Genomic DNA, 23,142 nt, shown 5'->3' with positions numbered 1-23,142 from the left:
ACGGCAGTTCAGGGGGGCGCATGGCGTACGTGATCGTGGTGCTGTTCGCGGCCGCGCTGGCGGGCTGGGCGGTGGTGACCCGGGCGCGGAGGTTCCCGGGCAGTCTCGCCCTGGCGGTCCTGCCCCGGCACGCGGAGGACCGGCGGCCGCTGGCCCAGGCGCGGGCGAGCGTGCGGACGCTGGAGCAGACGGCCCGCTCGGAGGAGTCCGCCGCGCGGACCGAGGCGGCCACGCTGAAGGAGAACCGGGAGCGGGAACTGCGCGAGGCGGAGCGGCGGATCGCCTCGCTGGAGAAGCCGGGCCGGGGCGGACGGCTCGACGCGCTGGGCGAACTCACGCTGCACGAGCACGTGTTGGTGAAGAAACTCAGCTCCGGGGCCGTACGCACCCTGCGCCTGGCCGGTCTGCGGGTCCGGATCGAGTCCGGCGACAGCGCCTACTACCTCTACGTCCTCAAGGCCGACGGCACCCCCGACCGGACCAACTACCCGCGCCGCACCGGCGAGGGCGACCAGGCCAGGGGGTACACCGAGGACCGGGTGCGGGACTTCGCCGACGCGGTGCTGGGCGCGGTGGCCAGGGAGAACACCTTCCGCGCGACCCTGCCCGGGCAGCTGAAGCAGGCTCAGCACGACCGCGAGCTACTGGAGCGGGACACCGAGGCCGTGGACCGGGCCCACGAGCGGCTCGCCGAGATCCGCGCCCGCAACAAGGACAACCCCCGGCTCGCCGAGGCACGCGCCGAGCTGGAGACCGCCCGGCTCCAGTGGCGGCGGCACACCGGGAGGATGCCACCGCCCTAGGAGGGTCCGGGGGTGTCTCCCGGTGGCCGGGGCGTTCAGCTTGCGACGAGGGTGATGTCCTGCTCCTCGGTGGCGTGGAACACGGGCACGATCAGGGGCGCGCCGGGGCGCAGCTCCATCACGTTGGCCTGGACGTGCGCGGTGCCCGCCTTCAGCGTCTCCGAGGACACCTTGCCGGAGTTCTCCCAGCGGTGCTCGGCGCCGTCGCAGTGGGCGGCGCCGCCGCCGATGCCGTGCCGGACGCGCGGGTCGGCCTGGCTGACGGAGGAGCTGACGAAGACGGGGCCCGAGCCGGGCAGGCAGCGGTAGGTGCCGGAGAGGGTGACCGTGCCGTCGGCCGCGAGGCGGGCGGTGGCGTCCACGGTGACGCTCTCGGCCGGGGCCGCGACGGCGGCGGGTGCGGCGAGGGCGCCGAGCAGGGCGGCCGCGCCGAGCGCGGTGGCGAGGGCGGGGCGTACGGGCATGGGGTGCCTCCCGGTGTGGGTGTGGGGCTCCACAGGTACCGGCGCCACCCCCCGCGGGCGGCGAACGTCACCCCTTCGGTGGCGCGTCCATGGGCCGGGCGCAGTCGTCCCCGTGACCCACGCCGGGCCTTCACACCAGTGGTGACCAGCAGGTATGCCGAAGATCTAAAATGATCAACGTGTCCGAGCAGCACGCCCCCAGGTCCCTCATCGTCACGCTCTACGGGGCGTACGGCCGTTCCGTTCCGGGCCCGATGCCCGTCGCCGAGCTGATCCGGCTGCTGGCCGCGGTCGGGGTGGACGCGCCTTCGGTGCGCTCCTCGGTGTCGCGGCTCAAGCGGCGCGGCCTGCTGCTGCCGGCCCGCACCGCCGGGGGCGCGGCGGGCTACGAGCTGTCGGCGGAGGCGAGCCGGCTGCTCAGCGCGGACGACAGCCGTATCCACGCCACCGGGCCCGCCGAGGACGCGGGCTGGGTGCTCGCGGTGTTCTCGGTGCCCGAGTCGGAGCGGCAGCGGCGGCACGTGCTGCGCTCGCGGCTGGCCGCGCTCGGCTTCGGCGCGGCGGCCCCCGGCGTGTGGATAGCCCCGGCCCGGCTGTACGAGGAGGCCCGGCACGCCCTGAGCCGGCTGGGGCTCGCCGCCTACGTGGATCTGTTCCGGGGCGAGCATCTGGGGTTCGCGCCCACCGCCGAGTCGGTCGGCCGCTGGTGGGACCTGCCGGCCATCGCCGACGGGCACGAGCGGTTCCTCGCCGCGTACGCGCCCGTGCTGCGCGCCTGGGAGGGCCGGGCCGACACTCCGGCCCAGGACGCCTACCGCGACTATCTGCTGGCGCTGGACTCCTGGCGCCTGCTGCCGCGCGCCGATCCGGGCCTGCCCGCCCGGCTGCTGCCCGCCGACTGGCCGGGCGCCCGTTCGGCGGCGGTCTTCCGGGCGCTGCACGAGCGGCTGCGGGACGCGGGCGCGGCCTTCGTGGGGGTCTGACCGGGGCGGGCCGTGACCGGGCGCTCGCTCCCCGGAATCACGCGGCCCCGCGAGGCGTCCCGGCGCTGTGACTGTGGTCACGCGGTGGGGCCGTCCGCCCTGTGCGCGACCCCGTCCCGTCACCGGTGTCACCGGTGATCGACAAGGACGTAACAGCAGGCACGGAAGGGGATGGTGGGGCGTTCGACGCGGTGCGTGGACGGGTATCGGGACCCATGGCGCGGGCCGGTGCCCGCCGATGGTTTCGATGGCCGCACCCGTACCATTTCCTACAGTCGAAGGCAGGACAGCCTGCTCCATGAACGGACTCGCCTTGCACGAACGCCCCACCGAATCGGCCTCCTGGCGCATCGCGCTGCCGCACACCGCCGCGGCGGTGCCGGTGGCGCGTGCCCTGGTGCGGTCGGCGCTGGCCGAGGTGGCGCACACGGCGGACTGCGACACGGCCGAGCTGCTGACCGCCGAGCTGGTGGCGAACGCGGTGGAGCACACCGCGGGCAGCGGTCCGATCGAGCTGGTGGTGGAGTTGCGGCCGACCGGCTGCCAGGTCGAGGTGCACGACCCCGACCCGGCGCCGCCCGGCCATCTGACCCGCCCGGTGATCGAGGAGCCCGACCCGTGGCAGGAGGGAGGGCGCGGTCTGTTGCTGATCCGCGCCCTCAGTTCGTCCTGTGGTCACCGCCCCACCTCGTCGGGCAAGGCGGTGTGGTTCAGGCTTCCTGCCGTTCCCGCTCAGCGTTCGGCGTGACACCGGCGGCACCGGCCGCCTGAGCGCGGCCCAGCGTGGAGTGCCGGCGCCCGTAGGCGTAGTACACGCCGAGGCCCACCACGAGGAAGACCGCGAACTGCACCCAGGTCTGCCAGCCCGTCTCGTACATCAGGTAGAGGCAGAAGGCGACGCCGAGCAGCGGGGCGACGGGGTACAGCGGCACCCGGAAGCTGCGCTTGAGGCCGGGCTCGCGGCGGCGCAGGGCCATCACCGCGATGTTGACGACGGCCATGATGGCCAGCGTGCCGATGGTGCACAGGTTCACGACGGAGTCGAGCGAGGCGAAGGCCGCGGGGACGGCGAAGACGCAGGCGACGATGAGCGTGCCCGCCACCGGGGTGGAGGTCTTCGGGGACACCTTCTCGAAGGCGCGCGGGATGAGTCCGTCACGGGACATCGACAGCAGGATGCGGGTCTGGCCGTACATGACGGCGAGGACGACCGAGGCGATGGCGACGACCGCGCCGAAGGCGATGACGCCGCCGCCGATGGTGGAGCCGGTGACCATGTTGACCACGTACGACAGCGCGGCGGGCCGGCCGCCGACCTGGTGGGCGCCGATCGCACCGATCGCGGCGACCGCGACGGCGCAGTACAGCAGGGTGACCAGGGCCATGCAGACGAGGATCGCCACCGGGATGTCGCGGCGCGGGTTCTTCGCCTCCTCGCCGGCCGTGGTGATCGCGTCGAAGCCGATGTACGAGAAGAAGGCCGCGGTGGTGCCCGCGCCGATGCCGCCCAGGCCGGCCGGGGAGAACGGGGTGAGGTTGCCGTCCTTGAAGGCGCTGTAGCCGATGGCGCAGAACGCGAGCAGGATGACGAGCTTCACGGCGGCCATGGCGGCGGTGGCCCGCGCGCTCTCGCGCACGCCGCGCACCAGCAGCACGGCGGCCATGGCGATGACGATCACGGCGGGCAGGTTGACCACACCGCCGTCACCGGGTCCGGCGGACAGCGCGTCGGGCAGCTGCCAGCCGGTGAGGCTGTGCAGGAGTTCGTTGACGTACTGGCTCCAGCCGACCGCGACGGCCGAGATGGAGATGCCGTACTCCAGCAGCAGGCACCAGCCGACCAGGAAGGCGGTGGACTCGCCGAGACCGGCGTAGGCGAACGAGTACGAGGAGCCGGAGACCGGTATCGCGCCGCCAAGCTCCGCGAAGGAGAAGGCGGTGAAGACACAGGTGATCGCGGCGAGGATGAAGGAGACGACCACGGCGGGTCCGGCCTGCGCGACGGAGTCGGAGAGGCCGACGAAGATGCCGGTTCCGACGATGGCGCCGACACCGAAGCAGATGAGCTGGAAGAGGCCCATGGTGCGCTTCAGACCGTGGCCCTCGCGGTCGGCGCCGGATTCGGCGACGAGCAGGTGCGGGGACTTTATGCGGGGAGCGGGCATGCGGGTGGTGCTCGTTTCTGGTGGTGCGGACGGCCCGATCGGGGCGCGCTGCGTCGGCGCGGCACGAAGGTGGGGGCCAGGCCGTCGGTCAGGATAAGGCCAGGTGAGGTGGGTCACGCAAGGGTTTGTGACGTATCCCCGAGGGTGGCGACGAGCACGGCCTTGATCGTGTGCATCCGGTTCTCCGCCTCGTCGAAGACCACCGAGTGCTCGGACTCGAAGACCTCGTCGCTGACTTCGAGCTCGGTCAGTCCGTACCGTTCGTGGATCTCGCGGCCGACGGCGGTGCCGAGGTCGTGGAAGGCGGGCAGGCAGTGCAGGAAGCGCACGTCCGGGTTGCCGGTGGCGCGCAGCACGTCCATCGTCACGGCGTAGGGGCCGAGGAGTCCGATGCGCTCGTCCCAGACCTGCTTGGGCTCCCCCATCGACACCCACACGTCGGTGGCGACGAAGTCGGCGCCGCGCACGCCCTCCTTCACGTCCTCGGTGAGGGTGACGCGGGCGCCGGACGCCTCGGCGAGCTGGCGGGCCAGCGCGACGATGGTCTCGTCGGGCCAGAGCAGCCGGGGGGCGACGATGCGCACGTCCATGCCGAGCAGGGCGCCGGTGACGAGGTAGGAGTTGCCCATGTTGTACCGGGCGTCGCCGAGGTAGGCGAAGGCGATGTCCTCCAGCGGCTTGTCGCTGTGCTCGGTCATGGTGAGCAGGTCGGCGAGCATCTGGGTGGGGTGCCACTCGTCGGTGAGCCCGTTGTAGACGGGGACGCCGGCGTGCGCGGCCAGCTCCTCGACGACACCCTGGCCGTGTCCCCGGTACTCGATGGCGTCGTACATCCGGCCCAGGACCCGGGCAGTGTCCTTGACGGACTCCTTGTGCCCGATCTGGGAGCCGGCCGGGTCGAGGTAGGTGGTGTGGGCGCCCTGATCGGCGGCGGCGACCTCGAAGGCGCAGCGGGTGCGCGTGGAGGTCTTCTCGAAGATCAGGGCGATGTTCCGCCCGGTGAGGTGCCGCGTCTCGGTTCCGGCCCGCTTGGCCGCCTTCAGCTCTGCGGCCAGCGCGAGCAGCCCGCGGAACTCCTCGGCCGTGAAGTCCAGCTCCTTGAGGAAGTGGCGGCCGGTGAGGGCGGTCGGGACTGTCGCCATGGGGGCGCTCCAGGGGGTACGTGGTGCACTGACTCGGGAATTCTATACGAGCCTCGGCATTTCTATTCATTGAGCGGCATGATTATGCGGAGTCTCACACGGCGGCCCGCTCGCTCACCCCGCTCACACGGCGGCCCTCTCGACGGGGCAGCTCATGCAGCGCGGCCCGCCTCTCCCCCGGCCCAGCTCGCTGCCCGGGATCTCGATCACCTCGATGCCCTGCTTGCGCAGGTGGGTGTTGGTGGTGGCGTTGCGCTCGTAGGCAACGACGACCCCGGGCTCGACGGCGAGAACGTTGCAGCCGTCGTCCCACTGCTCGCGCTCGGCGGCGTGCACGTCCTGGGTGGCGGTGAGCACCCGGATCTCGCCGAGGCCGAGGGCGGCGGCGATGGCGCGGTGCATGTGCTCCGGCGGATGGTCGGTGACCTTCAGCTCGCGCTCGCCGACGCCGGGCTCGATGGTGTACGAGCGCAGCATGCCGAGCCCGGCGTACTGGGTGAAGGTGTCGCCGTCGACCATGGTCATCACGGTGTCCAGGTGCATGAAGGCGCGCCGCTTGGGCATGTCCAGCGCCACGATGGTTTGCGCGGAGCCTGCCGCGAACAGCTTGTGCGCGAGCATCTCGACGGCCTGGGGCGTGGTGCGCTCGCTCATCCCGATCAGCACGGCGCCGTTGCCGATCACCAGCACGTCGCCGCCCTCGATGGTGGAGGGGTAGTCGGCCTGGCCGCGCGACCAGATGTGGAAGTCCTCCGCGCCGAAGAGCGGGTGGTGCCGGTAGATCGCCTCGAAGTGCACGGTCTCGCGCTGCCGGGCGGGCCAGCGCATGGCGTTGATGGAGACACCGTCGTAGATCCACGCCGAGGTGTCGCGGGTGAAGAGGTGGTTGGGCAGCGGACCGAGCAGGAAGTCGTCCAGCTCCATCACGTGGAAGCGGACCGAGGCGGGCTCCGGGTGGCCGGCCAGGAACTCCCGCTTGGTCATGCCGCCGACCAGGGCCTCGGCCAGCTCGGCGGGGGCCATCGCGTCGAAGGCGGTGCGCAGGTGGTCGGTGGCGAGCGGGCCGTACTCCTTCTCGTCGAAGACGCGGTCCAGGACCAGGGTCCGGGCCTCCGGGACGGCCAGGGTCTCGGTGAGCAGGTCACCGAAGAGGTGCACGGCGACCCCCCGGTCGCGCAGGACGTCGGCGAACCCGTCGTGCTCGGCGCGCGCCCGGCGCACCCAGAGCACGTCGTCGAAGAGAAGGGCGTCCTTGTTGCTCGGGGTGAGGCGCTTGAGTTCGAGATCGGGCCGGTGCAGGATCACCCGTTGCAGCCGCCCGGCCTCGGATTCGACGTGGAATGCCATGCCTTCATCCTGGCCGTCCGCGACCGGGTTCACTCGCTTCCCGACCGTTTCCGCGCACTGTTTCCGTCGTGGCGCGGGGGTGCGGCGGGGTCTGCCGGGGCGCGTGCTCGGAGAGTGACAGATGACGCACGCGTGGTTCCCGTGGTCCGGACCTGGTGGTACACACAGCGGGTGCACGTGTTCCTGTCCGCCAGCAGGAAGGTTGCTCCCGCATGTCCGCATCACGACGTCAGGTCCTGGCCTCCGCGAGCGCGGTGGGGGCGGGTATCGCCTTCACCGGCGCGCTGTCCGAGCTGTTCGCCGGCACCGCCCTCGCCGAGCCGCTCGGCCACACCGGTCACGGCCCGCTCGTCCCCGACCCGGACGGCCTGCTCGACCTGCCCGAGGGGTTCCGCTACCGGGTGCTCTCCCGCGAGGGCGACCCGCTGCGCTCCGGCGAGGGGCCGGTGCCGTCCAACCACGACGGCATGGCCGCCTTCTCGGGCCGGGACGGCCGCACCCACCTCGTCCGCAATCACGAGAACCGGCCCACCGCCCGCATCCGCGTGCCGGCGATCGAGGGCCTGACCTACGACCCGGAGGGGCACGGCGGCTGTACGGCCCTGACGCTGGACTCCCGGAACCGGGTGCTGTCCGAGCGGGTCGCCATCGCCGGTACGGCCGTCAACTGCGCGGGCGGCCGAACCCCCTGGGGCACCTGGCTGACCTGCGAGGAGACCGAGGACCGGGCGGGCGACAACGGCCACACCAAGGACCACGGCTTCATCTTCGAGGTCCACCCCACCGACCCCCGCCGCACCGGCGCCGTCCCGCTGACCGCGATGGGCCGCTTCCAGCACGAGGCGATCGCCGTCGACCCCGGGCGCGGGATCGTCTACGAGACCGAGGACGCCTTCCTCAAGCCCTTCGGCCTCTTCTACCGCTTCCTGCCGAAGAAGCCGCTCGGCGGTGTCGGTTCGCTCCGCGCGGGCGGGCGCCTGCAGGCGATGCGGGTACCGGGCGTGCCCGACCTGTCCTCGGTGCAGGAGACGGGCGCGTCCTTCGACGGCGTCGAATGGGTGGACGTCCCCGACCCGCTGGCCGCCGCCACCCCGACCCGCCTCCAGGACTACGGCCCGCGCGGCATCACCCACGCGCAGAAGCTGGAGGGCTGCTACTGGGGCGGCTCCTGCGTGTACTTCGTGTCGTCCTTCGCCCACAGCGCGGAGGGCTCCGCCGCCGACCACTTCGGCCAGATCTGGCGGTACGACCCCGGGCGCCGCCGCCTCACCCTGGTGATCGTCTTCGGCCCGGACACCGATGTGCGGCTGCCCGGCGAGTCCCCCGACAACATCTGCCTCGCCCCCAGCGGCGGCCTGATGGTGTGCGAGGACGGCAACGGCGCCCAGCACGTCTTCGGCGTCACCCGCGGCGGCGAGGTCTACGCGATGGCGCGCGGCCGGCAGAACACCGGGACGCCGGAGAAGCCGGAGTGGGGCGAGTTCGCGGGCGTCACCTTCTCGCCCGACGGCTCCACGATGTACGTCAACTGCTATACCCCGGGCACCACGTTCGCGGTGACAGGGCCCTGGCGGAGGTAGGTCCCGCCAGGGCCGGCCGGTGGATCACAGGCGAGGGTCCACCGGCTCCGACTCCAGCGCGAGCACGCCGAACACCGCCTCGTGGACCCGCCACAGCGGTTCCCCGTCGGCGAGCCGGTCCAGGGCCTCCAGGCCGAGGGCGTACTCGCGCAGCGCCAGCGACCGCTTGTGGCCCAGGAACCGGCGGCGCAGCTTGGCCAGGTTCTCCGGACGCGTGTACTCGGGACCGTAGATGATCCGCAGGTACTCGCGGCCCCGGCACTTGACGCCCGGCTGCACCAGCCGGCCCTGGGCGTCGCGGACGAGCGCGCCGAGCGGCTTGACGACCATGCCCTCGCCGCCCCGGCCGGTCATCTCCAGCCACCAGTCCACCCCGGCCCGCACCGACTCCGGGTCCCCGGTGTCGACGTACAGGCGCCGGGTGGTCTGGAGCAGGCCGGAGCCGTCGTGCTCCACCAGGCGGTCCAGCAGGGCGAGTTGCTCGTCGTGCGGGAGTCCGGCCAGGTTGCGGCCGCGTACCGCGAGGAGCTGGAAGGGGGCGAGGCGGATGCCGTCCAGGCCCTCGGTGGTCCAGCAGTAGCGGCGGTAGGCGTCGGTGAACGCGGCGGCGTCGGCGGCGCGTTCGCGCTGCCGGTCCAGGAGCGCCTGGACGTCGGCGCCCCGGGACCCGGCGGCCTCCAGCGCGGCGAGCGCGGGCGGGAACACGGCTCCGGAGGCGGCGCCCACGGCGGCGTACTGGCGACGCAGCAGCCCCTGTGCCTTGAGCGACCACGGCATCAGCTCGGCGTCCAGCAGCAGCCAGTCGGTGTCGAGCCGCTCCCACAGGTCCGCCTCGGTGAGGGCCGCGCGGAGCCGGCCGAGGATCTCCTCGGTCACCGTGCCGTCGTCGAAGAACGGGCGGCCGGTGCGGGTGTAGAGGGCGCCCGTGGGGCCCTTGGGCACACCGAACCGCTCGGCGGCGGCCGCCGCGTCCCGGCAGACCAGGACCACGGCCCGCGAGCCCATGTGCTTCTCCTCGCACACGACCCGCCCGACCCCGTCGCGGGCGTACTGCGCGAACGCCTCGGCCGGGTGCTCCAGGTAGCCGTCCTCCTGGGAGGTGGGCGTCGGCGCCATGGTGGGCGGCAGGTACGGCAGGAGGCGCGGGTCGACGGCGAAGCGGCTCATCACCTCCAGCGCCGCGGCCGCGTTCTCCTCGCGGACCGCGACCCGGCCCGCGTACCGGGTCTCGACGCCGCCCCGGCCGACCACGTCGGCCAGGTCCAGCGGCCGTCCGTCCTGGCCGCCGGGTGCGTCGACGCGCAGCGGCCGGACCGGCTCGAACCAGGTCCGCTCGGCGGGCACGTCCACGATCTCGCGCTCCGGCCAGCGCAGCGCGGTCAGCTTGCCGCCGAAGACGGCGCCGGTGTCCAGGCAGATGGTGTTGTTGAGCCAGGTGGCCTCCGGCACCGGGGTGTGGCCGTAGACCACCGCGGCACGGCCCCGGTAGTCCTCGGCCCACGGGTAGCGCACGGGCAGGCCGAACTCGTCGGTCTCGCCGGTGGTCTCGCCGTACAGGGCGTGCGAGCGGACCCGGCCGGAGGTGCGGCCGTGGTACTTCTCGGGCAGGCCCGCGTGGCACACCACGAGGCGGCCGCCGTCGAGGACGTAGTGGCTGACCAGCCCGTCCAGGAAGCGGCGCACCTCGTCCCTGAACTCCTCGCTCTCGCCGTCCATCTGGGCGATGGTCTCGGCGAGGCCGTGGGTGTGCTGGACGGTACGGCCCCCCAGGTAGCGGCCGAACTTGTTCTCGTGGTTGCCGGGCACGCACAGCGCGGTCCCGGCCGCGACCATGCCCATCACGCGCCGCAGCACGCCGGGGCTGTCCGGGCCGCGGTCGACCAGGTCGCCGACGAACACGGCGGTGCGGCCGTCGGGGTGGACGCCGTCGGTGTAGCCCAGCTCGGCGAGCAGCGACTCCAGTTCGGCGGAGCAGCCGTGGATGTCGCCGATGATGTCGAAGGGGCCGGCGAGGTGGGTGAGGTCGTTGTACCGCTTCTCGGTGACGACCGTGGCGCCGTCGGCCTCGGCCACCCCGCGCAGCACGTGCACCTTGCGGAAGCCCTCGCGCTCCAGGTTCCGTATGGAGCGGCGGAGTTCGCGGATGTGCCGCTGGATCACCCGGCGGGGCATCCCGGCACGGTCGGCGCGGGCCGCGTTGCGCTCGGCGCACACCTCCTCGGGCACGTCCAGCACGATGGCGATGGGCAGCACGTCGTGCTGTCTGGCGAGGCCGATCAGCTGGCGCCGGGCGTCCGGCTGGACGCTGGTGGCGTCGACGACGACACGGCGGCCGGCCGCGAGCCGCTTGGCGGCGATGTAGTGCAGGACGTCGAAGGCGTCCTTGGTGGCGCTCTGGTCGTTCTCGTCGTCGGCGACCAGACCCCGGCAGAAGTCGGAGGAGATCACCTCGGTGGGCGCGAAGTGTTTGCGGGCGAAGGTCGACTTGCCGGAGCCGGTGGCGCCGACGAGGACGACGAGGGAGAGGTCGGTGACGGGCAGCGCCCGTCCCGGGCGGGTCTCGGTCATGCGGCCTTCGCCTCCTTCTTGTTCAGCCCGGCCTTGTCGTGCCCGGCCTTGTCCTGCTCGGTGGTGGCGCGGTGGAACACCGCCATCTGGGTGGGCGGTCCCACCGCGGGGTCGTCCGGTCCGACGGGGCGGAACTCGACGGTGTAGCCGTACCGTTCGGCGACGGCGGCCGACCAGGCCCGGAACTCCTCGCGGGTCCACTCGAAGCGGTGGTCGCCGTGCCGGACGTGCCCGGCGGGCAGGGTCTCCCAGCGCACGTTGTACTCGACGTTCGGGGTGGTCACGAGGACCGCGCGCGGGCGGGCCGCGCCGAACACGGCGTACTCCAGGGCGGGCAGCCGGGGCAGGTCCAGGTGCTCGATCACCTCGCTGAGCACGGCCGCGTCGTACCCCGCGAGCCGCTTGTCGGTGTAGGTGAGCGAGCCCTGGAGCAGCCGTACGCGGGACGCCTGGTGCTCGCCCATGCGGTCCAGCTTGAGGCGGCGGGCGGCGATGGCGAGGGCACGCGCGGAGACGTCGACGCCGGTGATCTCGGAGAACCGCACGTCCCGCAGCAGCTCGCGCACGAGGTGACCCTCGCCGCAGCCGAGGTCGAGCACGCGGGCGGCGCCGGTCTCGCGCAGCCCGGCGAGGATCGCCTCGCGGCGCTGGACCGCGAGCGGGGTGGGCCGGGGCTCGGTCTCGGTCTCCGCGCCGACGGCGTTGTCGAGGTCCTCGACCTCGCTGTCGTCGGTCTCGGCCAGGCGCACCAGCTCCAGCCGCTCCATGGCCTGCCGGGTCAGGGACCAGCGGCGGGAGAGGTAGCGGTTGGTGATCAGACGGTGCTCGGGGTGGCCGGGCAGCCAGCCCTCACCGGCGCGCAGCAGCTTGTCGACCTCGTCGGGGGCGACCCAGTAGTGCTTGGCGTCGTCCAGCACCGGCAGCAGTACGTAGAGGTGGCGCAGCGCCTCGGCGAGGGTGAGCTTCTCCGACTCCAGCACCAGGCGGACGTAGCGCGAGTCGCCCCAGTCGGGGAACTCGGTGTCCAGGGCGACCGGTTCGGCGGTGACGTCCCAGCCGAGCGGGGTGAACAGGGCGCGCACCAGGTCCGGGCCGCCCTTCGCGGCGACGGCGGGCACCTCGACGCGCAGCGGCAGCGGGGCGGCGGCGCGCTCCGGGCGGGCCTTGCACACACCGCGCAGCGCGGTGGAGAAGACGGCGCTCAGCGCGACGGCGAGCAGCGAGGAGGCCGCGTAGGGGCGGTCGTTGACGTACTGCCCGAGGGCCGCGTCGGGGGCGCCGCCGCGGCCCTTGCCCTTGCCGCGCCGGACCAGCGCGACGGGATCGACCTCCAGCAGCAGCGCGGCCGTGCAGCGCTCGGCCTCCGCCTCGGGGTAGAAGACGTGCGCCGTCCCGTGGGACGTGCTGAACGTCTGCGCGTTGCCCGGGTTCTTGTGCAGCAGGTACCCGAGGTCGGTGGCGGGGACGGCGGCGGTGCCGCTCGTGGAGATCGTCAGGAACACGTGTCCGAGTCTCGCGGCAGAGCGGGGCGTCGACCACCGGTTTTACGGATATCGGTGTCCTGGTCCGGGCGGGGCCCGCCGCACGGGTGGCGGCGGGCCCGGGGAAGGTGTCAGGACAACTGGGACATGACCTGGGAGGAGATCAGCTCCAGCTGGTCCAGGTCGTCGAGGTCGAGCATCTGGAGGTAGACGCGCTCGGAGCCGGCCTCCTGGTAGCGGCCGATCTTCTCGACCACCTCGGCGGGCGTGCCGGCCAGGCCGTTGGCCTTCAGCTCGTCGACGTCGCGGCCGATGACGGCGGCGCGGCGGGCCACCTCGGTGTCGTCCCGGCCGACGCAGGCGACCAGGGCGTTGGAGTAGACGAGCGAGCCGGGCGCGCGGCCGGCCTCCTCGGCGGCGGCGCGGACCCGGGCGAACTGGCGCTCGGTGTCCTCCAGCGAGGCGAAGGGGATGTTGAACTCGTCGGCGTAGCGGGCGGCGAGGCGCGGGGTGCGCTTGGCGCCGTGGCCGCCGATGAGCACCGGGATCTTGCGCTGGGCGGGCTTGGGCAGCGCGGGGGACTCGGTGAGGTCGTAGTAGGTGCCGTGGAAGTCGTAGGTCTTGCCGGCCTCGGTCGCCCACAGACCGGTGACGACTTCGAGCTGCTCCTCCAGGCGGGCGAACTTCTCCTTGGGGAAGGGGATGCCGTACGCCTTGTGCTCCTCCTCGAACCAGCCCGCGCCGAGGCCGAGTTCGACCCGGCCGCCGGACATCTGGTCGACCTGGGCGACCTGGATGGCGAGGACGCCGGGCAGCCGGAACGTGCCGGCGGTCATGAGGGTGCCGAGCCGGATGCGACTGGTCTCGCGGGCGAGTCCGGCGAGCGTGATCCAGGCGTCGGTGGGGCCGGGCAGGCCGCTGACGTCGCCCATGCGGAGATAGTGGTCGGAACGGAAGAATGCGTCGAACCCGAGGTCCTCGGCGGCCTTCGCCACGGTGAGCAAGGTGTCGTAGGTGGCCCCCTGCTGGGGCTCGGTGAAGATACGGAGGTCCATGCCCTCCATCCTGCACGTCATCGGCCCCGCGGACCGCATCGGCGCCGCCGCGCGGCCCGCCGCGGGCAGGAGCGCCGGGGCCCGCTCAGCCCGGCTCCCGCTCGGGCAGCAGCTCCTCCCTGGCCGCCAGCTTGCGCAGCATCTCCAGGACCCGGTCGCGGGACTCGTCCGCCGCGTCGATGGCCTCCATGCACTGCCAGTACACCGCCTCGTCGGACGCGGCGCTGGCCATGCCGACCAGGGCCATGCCGACCTCGCCGAGCAGCCCGCACAGGCACAGCAGGGTCGCGCGGGCGTCGGCCAGCTCGGTGAGGCGGGCGGCCAGCAGCTCGCCGGTGTGCAGCTCGGGAGGGTCCAGCACACCGCACCCCCGCCCGGCCAGCTCCATCAGCCCCAGCGCCTCCCCCCGCAGCTCCGGCGGCCCGGACACCGCCAGCCTGCTGCCGATCGCCTGCGACAGGGCCTGCGCCTGCCACACCGCTCTCAGGGTCCCCGGCGCGTCGGCGCCCGCCACCAACGCTTCTCTGCTGATCTCGATGAGCCGTAACGCGTCCATCCGCCGCCCCGTCCCCGTCCGTCCGTTCGACCGCACATACGTCTTCACTACCCAGAGTGATGGCACTTGGGGCGAAAAGCCAGAGGAAGGCGGAAATCTGTGGACAACAATTCGGAATCGACAGGGGAATTGACTCCATAGAGTGATAACGGAGCCTGCCGGTCCGCCTCGGGTCAGGGCGCGTCCCCGGCTCCCGGCACCGGGAACCGCTTCTCGTTCCGCTCGATCTTCGCCGCGAGAGCCGTCAACGGGTCGATGCCGAGCACCTCGCAGAGCTGGAGGAGGTAGGCGAGGACGTCGGCCACCTCGTCGGTGACGCGGTGGGCGGTGCCGGGGTCGGTCATGACACGGGCCGACTGCTCCGGGGTCAGCCACTGGAAGATCTCGACCAGTTCGGCGGCCTCCACGCTGAGGGCGGAGACCAGGTTCTTGGGGGTGTGGTACGGCTGCCAGTCGCGGGCGGCGGCGAACTCGGCCAGCCTGCGCTGGAGTCCGGCCAGATCGGGGTGTTCGGTCACGGCTCCAGGTGTACCACCGTCACGCCCGGCGTCCCCGCGGCCCAGCCCGCGTCGCCGACCGCGCCCACGCAGCGGATGTGGCCCCGCTCGCCCATCCGGGCCGCCGTGACGAGGAGTCGGCCCCGCTGGGCGGGGTCCATGAAGTGGTCGAAGCCGTCGGCGAGCACCGTGAGGGTGCGCAGCGCGTCCGGCACCTCCCCCGGCGCGTCCACGTCCAGCACCCCGGGTCCGGTCAGCAGGACCAGGGCCAGCGCGACGTAGCGCAGCTCGCCGTCGCCGAGCCGGGCCAGCTCGGTGCGGTGGCCGTCGCCCCGGTCGAGCAGTGCCCGTACCGTGCCGTCCCGCAGCAGCTCGGCGGCCAGGTCGGCCACCGGACCCGCGCACCCGGCATTCACCACCTCCACCAACTGGGCGTGCCTGCGCCCGCATTCGGACCGCGTCCGGCTCAGTACGTCGGCGAGGTTGTCGCACCCCCGCAGCAGCCGGCCCGAACCGGTGGGCACCGGCGGGCGCATGCGGGCGGGCACGGGGTCGCAGGCGAAGACGGAGCGCAGCGCGACGACCATCTGCTCGGCGGCGGCCAGCACCCTGCGCTGCCCGTCCGTCTTCCCCGCCACCCGCAGCGGCAGCAGGGGGGTGCCCAGGAGGTCGTCGGGCAGCGGGGCGCGGGTGACCGGGGTGGTGCCCGCCGTGTGCCAGGCGGCCTGCACGGTCCGGCTCTCCGGGTCGCGCAGGGCGGTCTCCAGCAGCACGACCCCGCCCGCGCTGAGCCGCTCGCCCACGATCCGCAGCCGGGGTTCGGCCTGGACGGCCACGTCGAGCCGGACCGGGCCCTCGCCGCCGTCCGCCGTGCACCCGATCCGGAACCCGCGCCGCCCCTGGGCGTCCGGCTGCGCCCGGTCGGGCACCCAGGGCGACGGGTCCGGGAACACCTCGGCGAGCGCGGCCCCGGCGCCGAGCCGGGCGAGCGCCTCGAAGGCGGCCAGCGCGGTCGACTTCCCGGAGCCGCTGGGCCCGGCGAGCAGGGTGACGGTGCCCAGCGGGAACGAGGCCCGGCGGTGCCCGGCGAAGGCGGACAGCCGCAGCTCGGTGATCCGGGCGCGCACGTCGTACGCGTCGGGGAACAGGACCGGAGCGGGGGCGGGGGCGAGCGGGGTGACCAGCATGAGCGGACCGTAGGACCGCCCTCGCGGGACGAACCGTTTTCTCCTCCGGTCTTCCTACGATCGGGCGACCGCCCCGGCTCCCGCCGCACCACCCGCTCGGCCGAACCGTCCTACGAGCCTACGAGCGCGCAGAGCCCCGCCTCAGCCCAGCATCAAGCCCCGCCCGGCCCCGCCTCAGCCCGACGCCTCCATGCCCATCAGCCCGCTGACCTCGGTCCCCGGCGGCGTGAGCAGGAAGACGTTGCGGTCCACGCGGTGCATCCCGCTGGCCAGCCCGAACACCACACCGGTGCTGAAGTCCAGGACCCGCTTGGCGACATCGCCCTCCGCGCCGGACAGGTCCAGCAGCACCGGCACCCCGGCCATCAGGGTCTCGGCCACGTCGCGGGCGTCCGCGAAGATGTTCACCCGCAGGACGACGAACCGTCGGCGCGCCTCGGTGTCCGCCTCCGGGAGCGTCCGGTGGGTCACCGCGGACGGCCACGCGTCCCGGCCCCGCAGCGGCACGACCTGGGCGAGCCCTTCCCACTGTTCATCGGTGACGTCGTAACGGCTCACCGGCTCCCCCTGACCTGACTCACTTTCGATGCCTGCACCAGCCAATTCTTACGCCAAGTCACCCGTTCGGCCCAACAACGACACACTGTGCGACACGGCGCTGATCCGGCGCACGGCCCGTCAGCCGTGCACATGACGCCGAAAGCGCCCGTGGGAGGCCCCGATCACAACCGCGACGAGGGGAACGTCACAGGCCATCGTTCTGCTGTCACCTGAGCACCCTGTCCTAACATCCGAGCATGACGGTCCTGCCTGACGACGGGCTCTCCCTGGCCGCCGAGTTCCCTGACGCGACGCACGAGCAGTGGCAACGCCTGGTCGAGGGTGTACTGCGCAAGTCCGGCAAGGAAGCCTCCGGCGCGGCGGCCGAGGACGCCCTGTCCACCACACTCGAGGACGGGCTGCGCACCCGGCCGCTGTACACCGCGCGCGACACCGCGCCCGACCCCGGCCTGCCCGGCTTCGCGCCCTTCACGCGCGGCGCCCGCCCGGCCGGCAACACCCCCGACGGGTGGGACGTACGGCAGCGGCATGCCGCGCTCCACGACGGCTCGGTGCTGGCCGACCTGGAGAACGGCGTCTCCTCGCTGTGGCTCGTGCTCGGCGAGGGCGGCATCCCGGTCGCGGACCTCCCCCGCGCGCTCGACGGCGTCTACCTCGACCTCGCCCCGGTCGTCCTGGACGCGGGCGCCGACACCGAGGCGGCCGCGGACGCGCTGCTGAAGCTGTACGAGGAGCGGGGCATCGCCCCCGAGGACGTACGCGGCAGTCTCGGCGCCGACCCCCTGGGGTACGAGGCCCGCACCGGCACCCCGCTGGACTTCGCCCCCGTGGCCGCGCTCGCGGCCCGCGCCGCCGCGTACCCGGGGCTGCGCACGCTGACCGTGGACGCGCTGCCGTACCACGAGGCGGGCGGCTCGGCCGCGCAGGAGCTGGGGGCCTCGCTGGCCACCGCCGTGGCGTATCTGCGGGAGCTGACCGCGGCCGGCCTGAGCGCCGAAGAGGCGGCGGCCCAGCTGGAGTTCCGGTACGCGGCGACCGCCGACCAGTTCCTCACCATCGCCAAGCTCCGCGCGGCGCGCCGCCTCTGGGCGCGGGTCGCCGAGGTGTGCGGGGCGCCGGGCGCGGGCGCGCAGACGCAGCACGCGGTGACCTCGCCGGTGATGATGTCCCGGCGCGACCCGTGGGTGAACATGCTGCGCACGACGGTGGCCACGCTGGCCGCCGGGGTGGCGGGCGCCGACTCCGTGACGGTGCTGCCGTTCGACCACGCGCTCGGCCTGCCGGACGCGTTCGCCCGCCGCATCGCCCGCAACACCTCCACGATCCTGGTGGAGGAGTCGCACCTCGCGCGGGTCGTCGACCCGGCGGGCGGCTCCTGGTACGTGGAGCGGCTGACCGACGAACTCGCGCACGCGGCGTGGGAGTTCTTCCGGTCGATCGAGCAGGACGGCGGCCAGGCGGCCGTGCTGCGCTCCGGCAGGCTCCGCGCGGACCTCGCGCGGACCTGGCAGGAGCGGTCCGCGAAGCTCGCCAAGCGCCGCGAACCCGTCACCGGGGTCAGCGAGTTCCCCTTCCTGGACGAGAAGCCGGTGCACCGCGAGCCCGCCCCCGAGCCCCCGTCCGGCGGTCTGCCGCGCGTGCGCCGGGACGAGGCGTACGAGGCGCTGCGGGCCCGTTCCGACGCCCACCTGGCGGCGACCGGCACCCGCCCCCGGATCTTCCTCGCCACGCTCGGCCCGGCCGCCGAGCACACCGCGCGCGCCTCCTTCGCCGCCAACCTCTTCCAGGCGGGCGGCATCGAGCCGGTCTCCACCGGGAACTTCGAGGACAGCGGCGCCACCGAGGCGGTGCTGTGCTCCAGCGACGCCCGCTACGCCGAGGAGGCCGGGCAGGCCGCCGAGGCCCTGCGCGCGGCCGGTGCCCGGCAGGTGCACCTGGCGGGCCGCCCGGCCGAGTTCGCGGGCGTCGACCATTACGTCTTCGCGGGCTGCGACGCCGTCGCCGTGCTGTCCGCGACTCTCGACCGCATGGGAGTGTCCTGATGCCAATCCCCGACTTCTCCGGCATCGAGCTGGGCGCCCCGGCCGTGGACGGCGGTCCCGAGGAGTGGCGTGCCGCCGTCAAGCGGGACACCGGGGGCGCCGAGCCGCTGTGGGAGACCCCCGAGGGCATCGAGGTCAAGCCGCTGTACACCGGCCGTGACCTGGAGGGCCTGGACTTCCTGGACACGTACCCGGGCATGGCCCCGTATCTGCGCGGGCCCTATCCGACGATGTACGTCAACCAGCCCTGGACGATCCGGCAGTACGCGGGCTTCTCCACGGCCGAGGAGTCCAACGCGTTCTACCGGCGCAATCTGGCCGCCGGCCAGAAGGGTCTGTCGGTCGCCTTCGACCTGCCCACGCACCGGGGTTACGACAGCGACCACCCGCGGGTGACCGGTGACGTCGGCATGGCGGGCGTCGCCATCGACTCCATCTACGACATGCGTCAGCTGTTCGACGGCATCCCGCTGGACAGGATGTCGGTGTCGATGACGATGAACGGCGCCGTGCTGCCGGTGCTGGCGCTCTACATCGTGGCGGCGGAGGAGCAGGGCGTACCGCCCGAGAAGCTGGCCGGGACCATCCAGAACGACATCCTCAAAGAGTTCATGGTCCGCAACACCTACATCTATCCGCCGAAGCCGTCGATGCGGATCATCTCCGACATCTTCGCGTACACCTCGCAGCGGATGCCGCGCTACAACTCCATCTCCATCTCGGGCTACCACATCCAGGAGGCGGGTGCGACGGCCGACCTGGAGCTGGCGTACACCCTCGCGGACGGCGTGGAGTACATCCGGGCGGGCCGGGAGGCGGGGCTGGACGTGGACGCGTTCGCACCCCGGCTGTCGTTCTTCTGGGCGATCGGCATGAACTTCTTCATGGAGGTCGCCAAGCTGCGCGCGGCCCGGCTGCTCTGGGCCAAGCTGGTGAAGCAGTTCGACCCGCAGAACGCCAAGTCCCTGTCGCTGCGCACCCATTCGCAGACCTCGGGCTGGTCGCTGACCGCGCAGGACGTGTTCAACAACGTCACGCGGACCTGCGTGGAGGCGATGGCGGCGACCCAGGGCCACACCCAGTCGCTGCACACCAACGCCCTGGACGAGGCGCTGGCGCTGCCCACCGACTTCTCCGCCCGGATCGCCCGCAACACCCAGCTGCTGATCCAGCAGGAGTCCGGCACCACGCGGGTCATCGACCCGTGGGGCGGCAGCGCGTACGTGGAGCGGCTGACGTACGACCTCGCGCGCAAGGCGTGGCAGCACATCCAGGAGGTCGAGGCGGCGGGCGGCATGGCGCAGGCCATCGACGCGGGCATCCCGAAGCTCCGGGTGGAGGAGGCGGCGGCGCGCACCCAGGCCCGGATCGACTCCGGGCGGCAGCCGGTGATCGGGGTGAACAAGTACCGGGTGGACAGCGACGAGCAGATCGACGTGCTCAAGGTCGACAACTCCTCGGTGCGCGCCCAGCAGATCGAGAAGCTGCGGCGGCTGCGCGCGGAGCGGGACGACACCGCCTGCCGGGACGCGCTGGACGCGCTCACGCGGGCGGCGGACGGCGAGGGCAACCTGCTGGAGCTGGCGGTGAACGCGGCCCGCGCCATGGCGACGGTGGGCGAGATCTCGGACGCGCTGGAGAAGGTGTACGGCCGGCACGCGAGCCAGATCCGTACCATCTCCGGGGTGTACCGCAACGAAGCAGGCGAGTCGCCGTCGGTGGACCGCACGCGTGCCCTGGTGGACGCCTTCGAGGAGTCCGAGGGACGCCGGCCGCGCATCCTGGTCGCCAAGATGGGCCAGGACGGGCACGACCGGGGCCAGAAGGTGATCGCCACCGCCTTCGCCGACCTGGGCTTCGACGTCGACGTCGGCCCGCTGTTCCAGACGCCGGAGGAGGTCGCCCGGCAGGCGGTCGAGGCCGACGTGCACGTGGTCGGGGTGTCCTCGCTGGCCGCGGGTCACCTCACGCTGGTCCCGGCGCTGCGGGAGAAGCTGGCCGAGGAGGGGCGCGAGGACATCATGGTCGTGGTGGGCGGGGTGATCCCGCCGCAGGACGTGCCGACGCTGCTCCAGATGGGCGCGACGGCGGTGTTCCCGCCGGGCACGGTCATCCCGGACGCGGCGTACGACCTGGTGAAGCGGCTCGCCGCCGATCTCGGCCACGCCCTCTGAGCCCGGCATGGCCGCGATCGATCTCGACACCTATGTGAAGGGCGTGCTCGACGGCAAGCGCGCCCTGGTGGCCCGTGCCATCACCCTGGTGGAGTCCACCCGCCCGCAGCACCGCGCGCTGGCGCAGCAGTTGCTCACCGAGCTGCTGCCGCACAGCGGGCGGGCGCGGCGGATCGGGGTGAGCGGGGTGCCGGGCGTGGGCAAGTCCACGTTCATCGACGCGTTCGGCACCATGCTGACCGGGCAGGGCCACCGGGTGGCGGTGCTCGCCGTGGACCCGTCCTCGACGCGCACCGGCGGCTCGATCCTGGGCGACAAGACCCGGATGGAGCGCCTCGCGGTGGACCCGCGGGCGTTCGTCCGCCCCTCCCCCAGCGCGGGCACGCTGGGCGGGGTGGCGAAGGCGACCCGCGAGTCCATGGTGGTCATGGAGGCGGCCGGGTACGACGTGGTCCTGGTGGAGACGGTCGGTGTCGGCCAGTCGGAGACCGCGGTCGCCGACATGGTGGACTCCTTCCTGCTGCTCACCCTGGCCCGCACCGGCGACCAGCTCCAGGGCATCAAGAAGGGTGTGCTGGAGCTGGCCGACGTGATCGCCGTCAACAAGGCGGACGGCCCGCACGAGCGGGATGCCAGGGCGGCGGCGCGTGAACTGGCGGGCGCGCTGCGGCTGATGCACGGCAAGGACGCCTTCTGGACCCCGCCCGTGCTGCACTGCAGCGCCCGCGAGGCGAGCGGTCTGGACACGGTGTGGGAGCGGCTGGAGCAGCACCGCGCTCTGCTGGACTCCACCGGCCGGCTGACCGCCAAGCGCCGTGACCAGCAGGTGCGCTGGACGTGGGCGATGGTGCGCGACGAGCTGCTGGGCAGGCTGTACGCCGACCCGGAGGTCAAGCGGCTGACGCCGGGTCTCGAACAGGACGTGCGGGACGGTGAGTTGACGGCGACGCTGGCGGCGGAGCGGATTCTGCGGGCGTTCGAGGGGCGGGACGGGACGCTGTAGCGGTCCTGTGACCGGAGGAGTGGCCTCCGCCACAGCCGCAGGGGGCGGGGCCTGGTCAACTCGCCTGATGCGCAGATCATTTGTCGGGCTGAGTCTGCTCGCCTCTCTGACCCTCGCCGGGTGCGGCACCGCCGGGTCCGGCCCGCTCGGTGCGGGCGGGGTGAGCGCGGAGCCGCTGTGCGCCTCCAGGGCCCCGCGCTACGGCGAGGCCCCGCTCGCCCGCCCCACGACAACAGGCGATGTCCCGCGCCCGCCGGGTACGCCCACCCCGGTGCCGTCCTCCACGGGTACCGTCCAGGACGGCGTCCGGATCACCCGCGTGTACGCCGGTGCGATCGACGAGGAGGGTGTCTGCCGGTCGGGCTCGCTGACGGCGGAGTTCGAGGTGGCCAACCCCGCCCCGCACGACATGACGTACACGGTCGTCTTCGACGCCAAGGGCTACACCGGCGCGAGCCGGGTGGTGGGCGTCGGGCCCGGCAGGACCCTGCGCGGCAGGGTGGCGATGAGCCGCGGCCCCGGTGACATCGCGGGCGGCACCAGCGTGTCGATCATGTCCGTCCGCAGCGTCCCCACCTCCGAGGCCCCGGCCCCCGGCGGCCCCTGTCCCGCGTCCGGTGTGCGGGTGTACGCCGACCAGGGGGACGCGGCGATGGGGCTGCGCGTGGTGGGCCTGCATCTGCGGAACTGCGGCAAGGAGCCGTACACGCTGGACGGCCGCCCCGAGTTGGAGATCATCGACGCCGACCACGAGCGCGTCGAGGGGGTCAAGGTGCTCCCCTCCGCCCAGGTGGCCCAGCTCGGCGGCCCGCCGGACGTGGCGCGCCCCCTCACCCTGCGGCCCGGCGAGAGCGCCCTGTCCGGCATCGTCTGGCGCAACACGGTGGAGGCCTTCGGCGGTGCCGTGAACGCCCCCTACCTGCGCGTCCGCGCCAAGGCCGGCGCCGCGCCGGTGATGGTGACCCCGGAACTGGACCTCGGCACGACGGGCAGACTGGGGGTCCAGGTGTGGCGGAAGGAGGAGCGGTGACGGCCCCTTCCGCGCGACAGGAAGGGGAGACGGTGCCGGACATGGAGTACGCCGACAAGGGGCGGCCCTCGCCGCACGCGCTCACCGGTGCCGGGGTGGCCGTGACCGACGCCGCGGGCCGGGTGCTGCTGGGCTGGTCGGTCAAGCGCGCGGTGTGGGAGCTGCCGGGTGGGAAGAACGACGCCGGGGAGGGCTTCGCGGAGGCCGCCGTACGGGAGCTGGCGGAGGAGACGGGGCTTCGGGCGGACGCGGGGGACGCGCGGGTGCTGGCGCTGCTGATGGATTCCGCGCACGGCATCCCGCGGGTGACGGCGGCGGTGCGGGTGCTCGCGTACGAGGGTGAACCGAGCGTGTGCGAGCCGGAGTTGATCGACCGCTGGGAGTGGCACGACCTCGCGGCGCTGCCCCGGCCGCTGTTCACGCCGAGCGCGCATGTCCTCGACACGGTGTGGCCGGGCCGGCTGGCGGGGCTGCCGCCGGTGCACCGGTATCCGGTGGGGTGAG

General features: G+C 73.2%; 20 protein-coding genes. 9 read left to right on the top strand and 11 right to left on the bottom strand.

Features of this window, described 5'->3' with window-relative positions; all coding sequences use genetic code 11:
- Positions 1–20: 20 nt before the first annotated feature.
- Positions 21–803 carry a hypothetical protein gene (locus tag ABZ898_RS14685; protein WP_361657547.1) on the top strand — a complete coding sequence of 261 codons (783 nt, stop codon included), beginning with the start codon at positions 21–23 and terminating at the stop codon, positions 801–803.
- 35 nt (positions 804–838) lie between these two features.
- Here the strand turns inward: ABZ898_RS14685 and ABZ898_RS14680 are convergent, their stop codons facing one another.
- Entirely contained in the window at positions 839–1,267 is a 429-nt protein-coding gene (locus ABZ898_RS14680) for a DUF6299 family protein (RefSeq protein WP_361657545.1), read from the bottom strand.
- Positions 1,268–1,437: 170 nt separating this feature from the next.
- Between ABZ898_RS14680 and ABZ898_RS14675 the strand changes: the two genes are divergently transcribed.
- Positions 1,438–2,250: a PaaX family transcriptional regulator C-terminal domain-containing protein gene (locus ABZ898_RS14675; protein ID WP_361657542.1), complete on the top strand. Its 813-nt coding sequence runs from the start codon at positions 1,438–1,440 to the stop codon at positions 2,248–2,250.
- 298 nt (positions 2,251–2,548) lie between these two features.
- The gene (locus ABZ898_RS14670; RefSeq protein ID WP_361657540.1) at positions 2,549–2,998 is read left to right on the top strand and encodes an ATP-binding protein; all 450 of its coding nucleotides are present in this window, start codon (positions 2,549–2,551) and stop codon (positions 2,996–2,998) included.
- Here the strand turns inward: ABZ898_RS14670 and ABZ898_RS14665 are convergent.
- The 3 genes from ABZ898_RS14665 to ABZ898_RS14655 all read right to left on the bottom strand — a co-directional run bounded on the left by ABZ898_RS14665 (position 2,961) and on the right by ABZ898_RS14655 (position 6,904).
- Complete coding sequence (locus ABZ898_RS14665) at positions 2,961–4,415, bottom strand: amino acid permease (RefSeq protein ID WP_361657537.1); 1,455 nt, start codon at positions 4,413–4,415, stop codon at positions 2,961–2,963. The two genes, ABZ898_RS14670 and ABZ898_RS14665, sit on opposite strands and share 38 nt — an antisense overlap.
- Positions 4,416–4,528: 113 nt before the next feature.
- Positions 4,529–5,557 (bottom strand): ornithine carbamoyltransferase, encoded by a 1,029-nt coding sequence (gene argF / locus ABZ898_RS14660; protein ID WP_361657534.1) that lies wholly within the window; start codon positions 5,555–5,557, stop codon positions 4,529–4,531.
- A gap of 123 nt (positions 5,558–5,680) precedes the next feature.
- The gene (locus ABZ898_RS14655) at positions 5,681–6,904 is read right to left on the bottom strand and encodes an arginine deiminase (protein WP_361657531.1); all 1,224 of its coding nucleotides are present in this window, start codon (positions 6,902–6,904) and stop codon (positions 5,681–5,683) included.
- 212 nt (positions 6,905–7,116) lie between these two features.
- Between ABZ898_RS14655 and ABZ898_RS14650 the strand changes: the two genes are divergently transcribed.
- Positions 7,117–8,484, top strand: a complete 1,368-nt coding sequence (locus ABZ898_RS14650) for an alkaline phosphatase PhoX (RefSeq protein ID WP_361657528.1) — start codon at positions 7,117–7,119, stop codon at positions 8,482–8,484.
- 24 nt (positions 8,485–8,508) lie between these two features.
- Here ABZ898_RS14650 and ABZ898_RS14645 read toward each other — a convergent pair whose 3' ends face one another.
- From ABZ898_RS14645 to ABZ898_RS14615, 7 genes are all read right to left on the bottom strand, one after another.
- Positions 8,509–11,052 carry a polynucleotide kinase-phosphatase gene (locus ABZ898_RS14645; protein WP_361657525.1) on the bottom strand — a complete coding sequence of 848 codons (2,544 nt, stop codon included), beginning with the start codon at positions 11,050–11,052 and terminating at the stop codon, positions 8,509–8,511.
- Positions 11,049–12,554: a 3' terminal RNA ribose 2'-O-methyltransferase Hen1 gene (locus tag ABZ898_RS14640; RefSeq protein WP_361657523.1), complete on the bottom strand. Its 1,506-nt coding sequence runs from the start codon at positions 12,552–12,554 to the stop codon at positions 11,049–11,051. Before ABZ898_RS14640 ends, ABZ898_RS14645 begins: the two co-directional genes overlap by 4 nt.
- Positions 12,555–12,664: 110 nt before the next feature.
- Positions 12,665–13,588, bottom strand: a complete 924-nt coding sequence (locus ABZ898_RS14635) for an LLM class F420-dependent oxidoreductase (RefSeq protein WP_361657520.1) — start codon at positions 13,586–13,588, stop codon at positions 12,665–12,667.
- 85 nt (positions 13,589–13,673) lie between these two features.
- Positions 13,674–14,144 carry a DUF6099 family protein gene (locus tag ABZ898_RS14630; protein ID WP_361657518.1) on the bottom strand — a complete coding sequence of 157 codons (471 nt, stop codon included), beginning with the start codon at positions 14,142–14,144 and terminating at the stop codon, positions 13,674–13,676.
- A gap of 173 nt (positions 14,145–14,317) precedes the next feature.
- The gene (locus ABZ898_RS14625; RefSeq protein ID WP_361657516.1) at positions 14,318–14,662 is read right to left on the bottom strand and encodes a nucleotide pyrophosphohydrolase; all 345 of its coding nucleotides are present in this window, start codon (positions 14,660–14,662) and stop codon (positions 14,318–14,320) included.
- On the bottom strand, positions 14,659–15,828 hold the full coding sequence (locus ABZ898_RS14620; protein WP_361657513.1) for an ATP-binding protein: 1,170 nt from the start codon (positions 15,826–15,828) through the stop codon (positions 14,659–14,661). Before ABZ898_RS14620 ends, ABZ898_RS14625 begins: the two co-directional genes overlap by 4 nt.
- Before the next feature lie 174 nt (positions 15,829–16,002).
- Entirely contained in the window at positions 16,003–16,386 is a 384-nt protein-coding gene (locus ABZ898_RS14615; protein WP_361657510.1) for a cell division protein SepF, read from the bottom strand.
- A gap of 239 nt (positions 16,387–16,625) precedes the next feature.
- On the opposite strand from ABZ898_RS14615, the gene ABZ898_RS14610 reads away from it, so the two are divergent.
- The 5 genes from ABZ898_RS14610 to ABZ898_RS14590 all read left to right on the top strand — a co-directional run bounded on the left by ABZ898_RS14610 (position 16,626) and on the right by ABZ898_RS14590 (position 23,141).
- Positions 16,626–18,431, top strand: a complete 1,806-nt coding sequence (locus tag ABZ898_RS14610) for a methylmalonyl-CoA mutase family protein (RefSeq protein WP_361657507.1) — start codon at positions 16,626–16,628, stop codon at positions 18,429–18,431.
- Entirely contained in the window at positions 18,431–20,605 is a 2,175-nt protein-coding gene (gene scpA, locus ABZ898_RS14605; RefSeq protein WP_361657504.1) for a methylmalonyl-CoA mutase, read from the top strand. Before ABZ898_RS14610 ends, scpA begins: the two co-directional genes overlap by 1 nt.
- 7 nt (positions 20,606–20,612) lie before the next feature.
- Positions 20,613–21,608 (top strand): methylmalonyl Co-A mutase-associated GTPase MeaB, encoded by a 996-nt coding sequence (meaB, locus tag ABZ898_RS14600; RefSeq protein WP_361657501.1) that lies wholly within the window; start codon positions 20,613–20,615, stop codon positions 21,606–21,608.
- A gap of 67 nt (positions 21,609–21,675) precedes the next feature.
- On the top strand, positions 21,676–22,638 hold the full coding sequence (locus ABZ898_RS14595) for a DUF4232 domain-containing protein (RefSeq protein ID WP_361657498.1): 963 nt from the start codon (positions 21,676–21,678) through the stop codon (positions 22,636–22,638).
- The gene (locus ABZ898_RS14590) at positions 22,635–23,141 is read left to right on the top strand and encodes an NUDIX domain-containing protein (RefSeq protein WP_361657495.1); all 507 of its coding nucleotides are present in this window, start codon (positions 22,635–22,637) and stop codon (positions 23,139–23,141) included. Before ABZ898_RS14595 ends, ABZ898_RS14590 begins: the two co-directional genes overlap by 4 nt.
- The last annotated feature ends 1 nt before the right edge of the window (position 23,142 follow it).

Origin of the sequence: Streptomyces sp. NPDC046860 (assembly GCF_040645115.1) — a bacterium.
In the GTDB taxonomy this organism is placed as follows: domain Bacteria; phylum Actinomycetota; class Actinomycetes; order Streptomycetales; family Streptomycetaceae; genus Streptomyces.
This window is presented reverse-complemented; position numbering and strand designations above follow the sequence as displayed.

What these genes read in the sequence shown, in the direction of transcription:
- argF (WP_361657534.1), bottom strand. Translation starts at nt 5,557, where the DNA reads ATGGCGACAGTCCCGACCGCCCTCACCGGCCGCCACTTCCTCAAGGAG.
- scpA (WP_361657504.1), top strand. Translation starts at nt 18,431, where the DNA reads ATGCCAATCCCCGACTTCTCCGGCATCGAGCTGGGCGCCCCGGCCGTG.
- ABZ898_RS14645 (WP_361657525.1), bottom strand. Translation starts at nt 11,052, where the DNA reads ATGACCGAGACCCGCCCGGGACGGGCGCTGCCCGTCACCGACCTCTCC.
- ABZ898_RS14620 (WP_361657513.1), bottom strand. Translation starts at nt 15,828, where the DNA reads ATGCTGGTCACCCCGCTCGCCCCCGCCCCCGCTCCGGTCCTGTTCCCC.
- ABZ898_RS14595 (WP_361657498.1), top strand. Translation starts at nt 21,676, where the DNA reads ATGCGCAGATCATTTGTCGGGCTGAGTCTGCTCGCCTCTCTGACCCTC.
- ABZ898_RS14665 (WP_361657537.1), bottom strand. Translation starts at nt 4,415, where the DNA reads ATGCCCGCTCCCCGCATAAAGTCCCCGCACCTGCTCGTCGCCGAATCC.
- ABZ898_RS14650 (WP_361657528.1), top strand. Translation starts at nt 7,117, where the DNA reads ATGTCCGCATCACGACGTCAGGTCCTGGCCTCCGCGAGCGCGGTGGGG.
- ABZ898_RS14680 (WP_361657545.1), bottom strand. Translation starts at nt 1,267, where the DNA reads ATGCCCGTACGCCCCGCCCTCGCCACCGCGCTCGGCGCGGCCGCCCTG.
- ABZ898_RS14675 (WP_361657542.1), top strand. Translation starts at nt 1,438, where the DNA reads ATGATCAACGTGTCCGAGCAGCACGCCCCCAGGTCCCTCATCGTCACG.
- ABZ898_RS14655 (WP_361657531.1), bottom strand. Translation starts at nt 6,904, where the DNA reads ATGGCATTCCACGTCGAATCCGAGGCCGGGCGGCTGCAACGGGTGATC.
- ABZ898_RS14670 (WP_361657540.1), top strand. Translation starts at nt 2,549, where the DNA reads ATGAACGGACTCGCCTTGCACGAACGCCCCACCGAATCGGCCTCCTGG.
- ABZ898_RS14685 (WP_361657547.1), top strand. Translation starts at nt 21, where the DNA reads ATGGCGTACGTGATCGTGGTGCTGTTCGCGGCCGCGCTGGCGGGCTGG.
- ABZ898_RS14630 (WP_361657518.1), bottom strand. Translation starts at nt 14,144, where the DNA reads ATGGACGCGTTACGGCTCATCGAGATCAGCAGAGAAGCGTTGGTGGCG.
- meaB (WP_361657501.1), top strand. Translation starts at nt 20,613, where the DNA reads ATGGCCGCGATCGATCTCGACACCTATGTGAAGGGCGTGCTCGACGGC.
- ABZ898_RS14635 (WP_361657520.1), bottom strand. Translation starts at nt 13,588, where the DNA reads ATGGACCTCCGTATCTTCACCGAGCCCCAGCAGGGGGCCACCTACGAC.
- ABZ898_RS14610 (WP_361657507.1), top strand. Translation starts at nt 16,626, where the DNA reads ATGACGGTCCTGCCTGACGACGGGCTCTCCCTGGCCGCCGAGTTCCCT.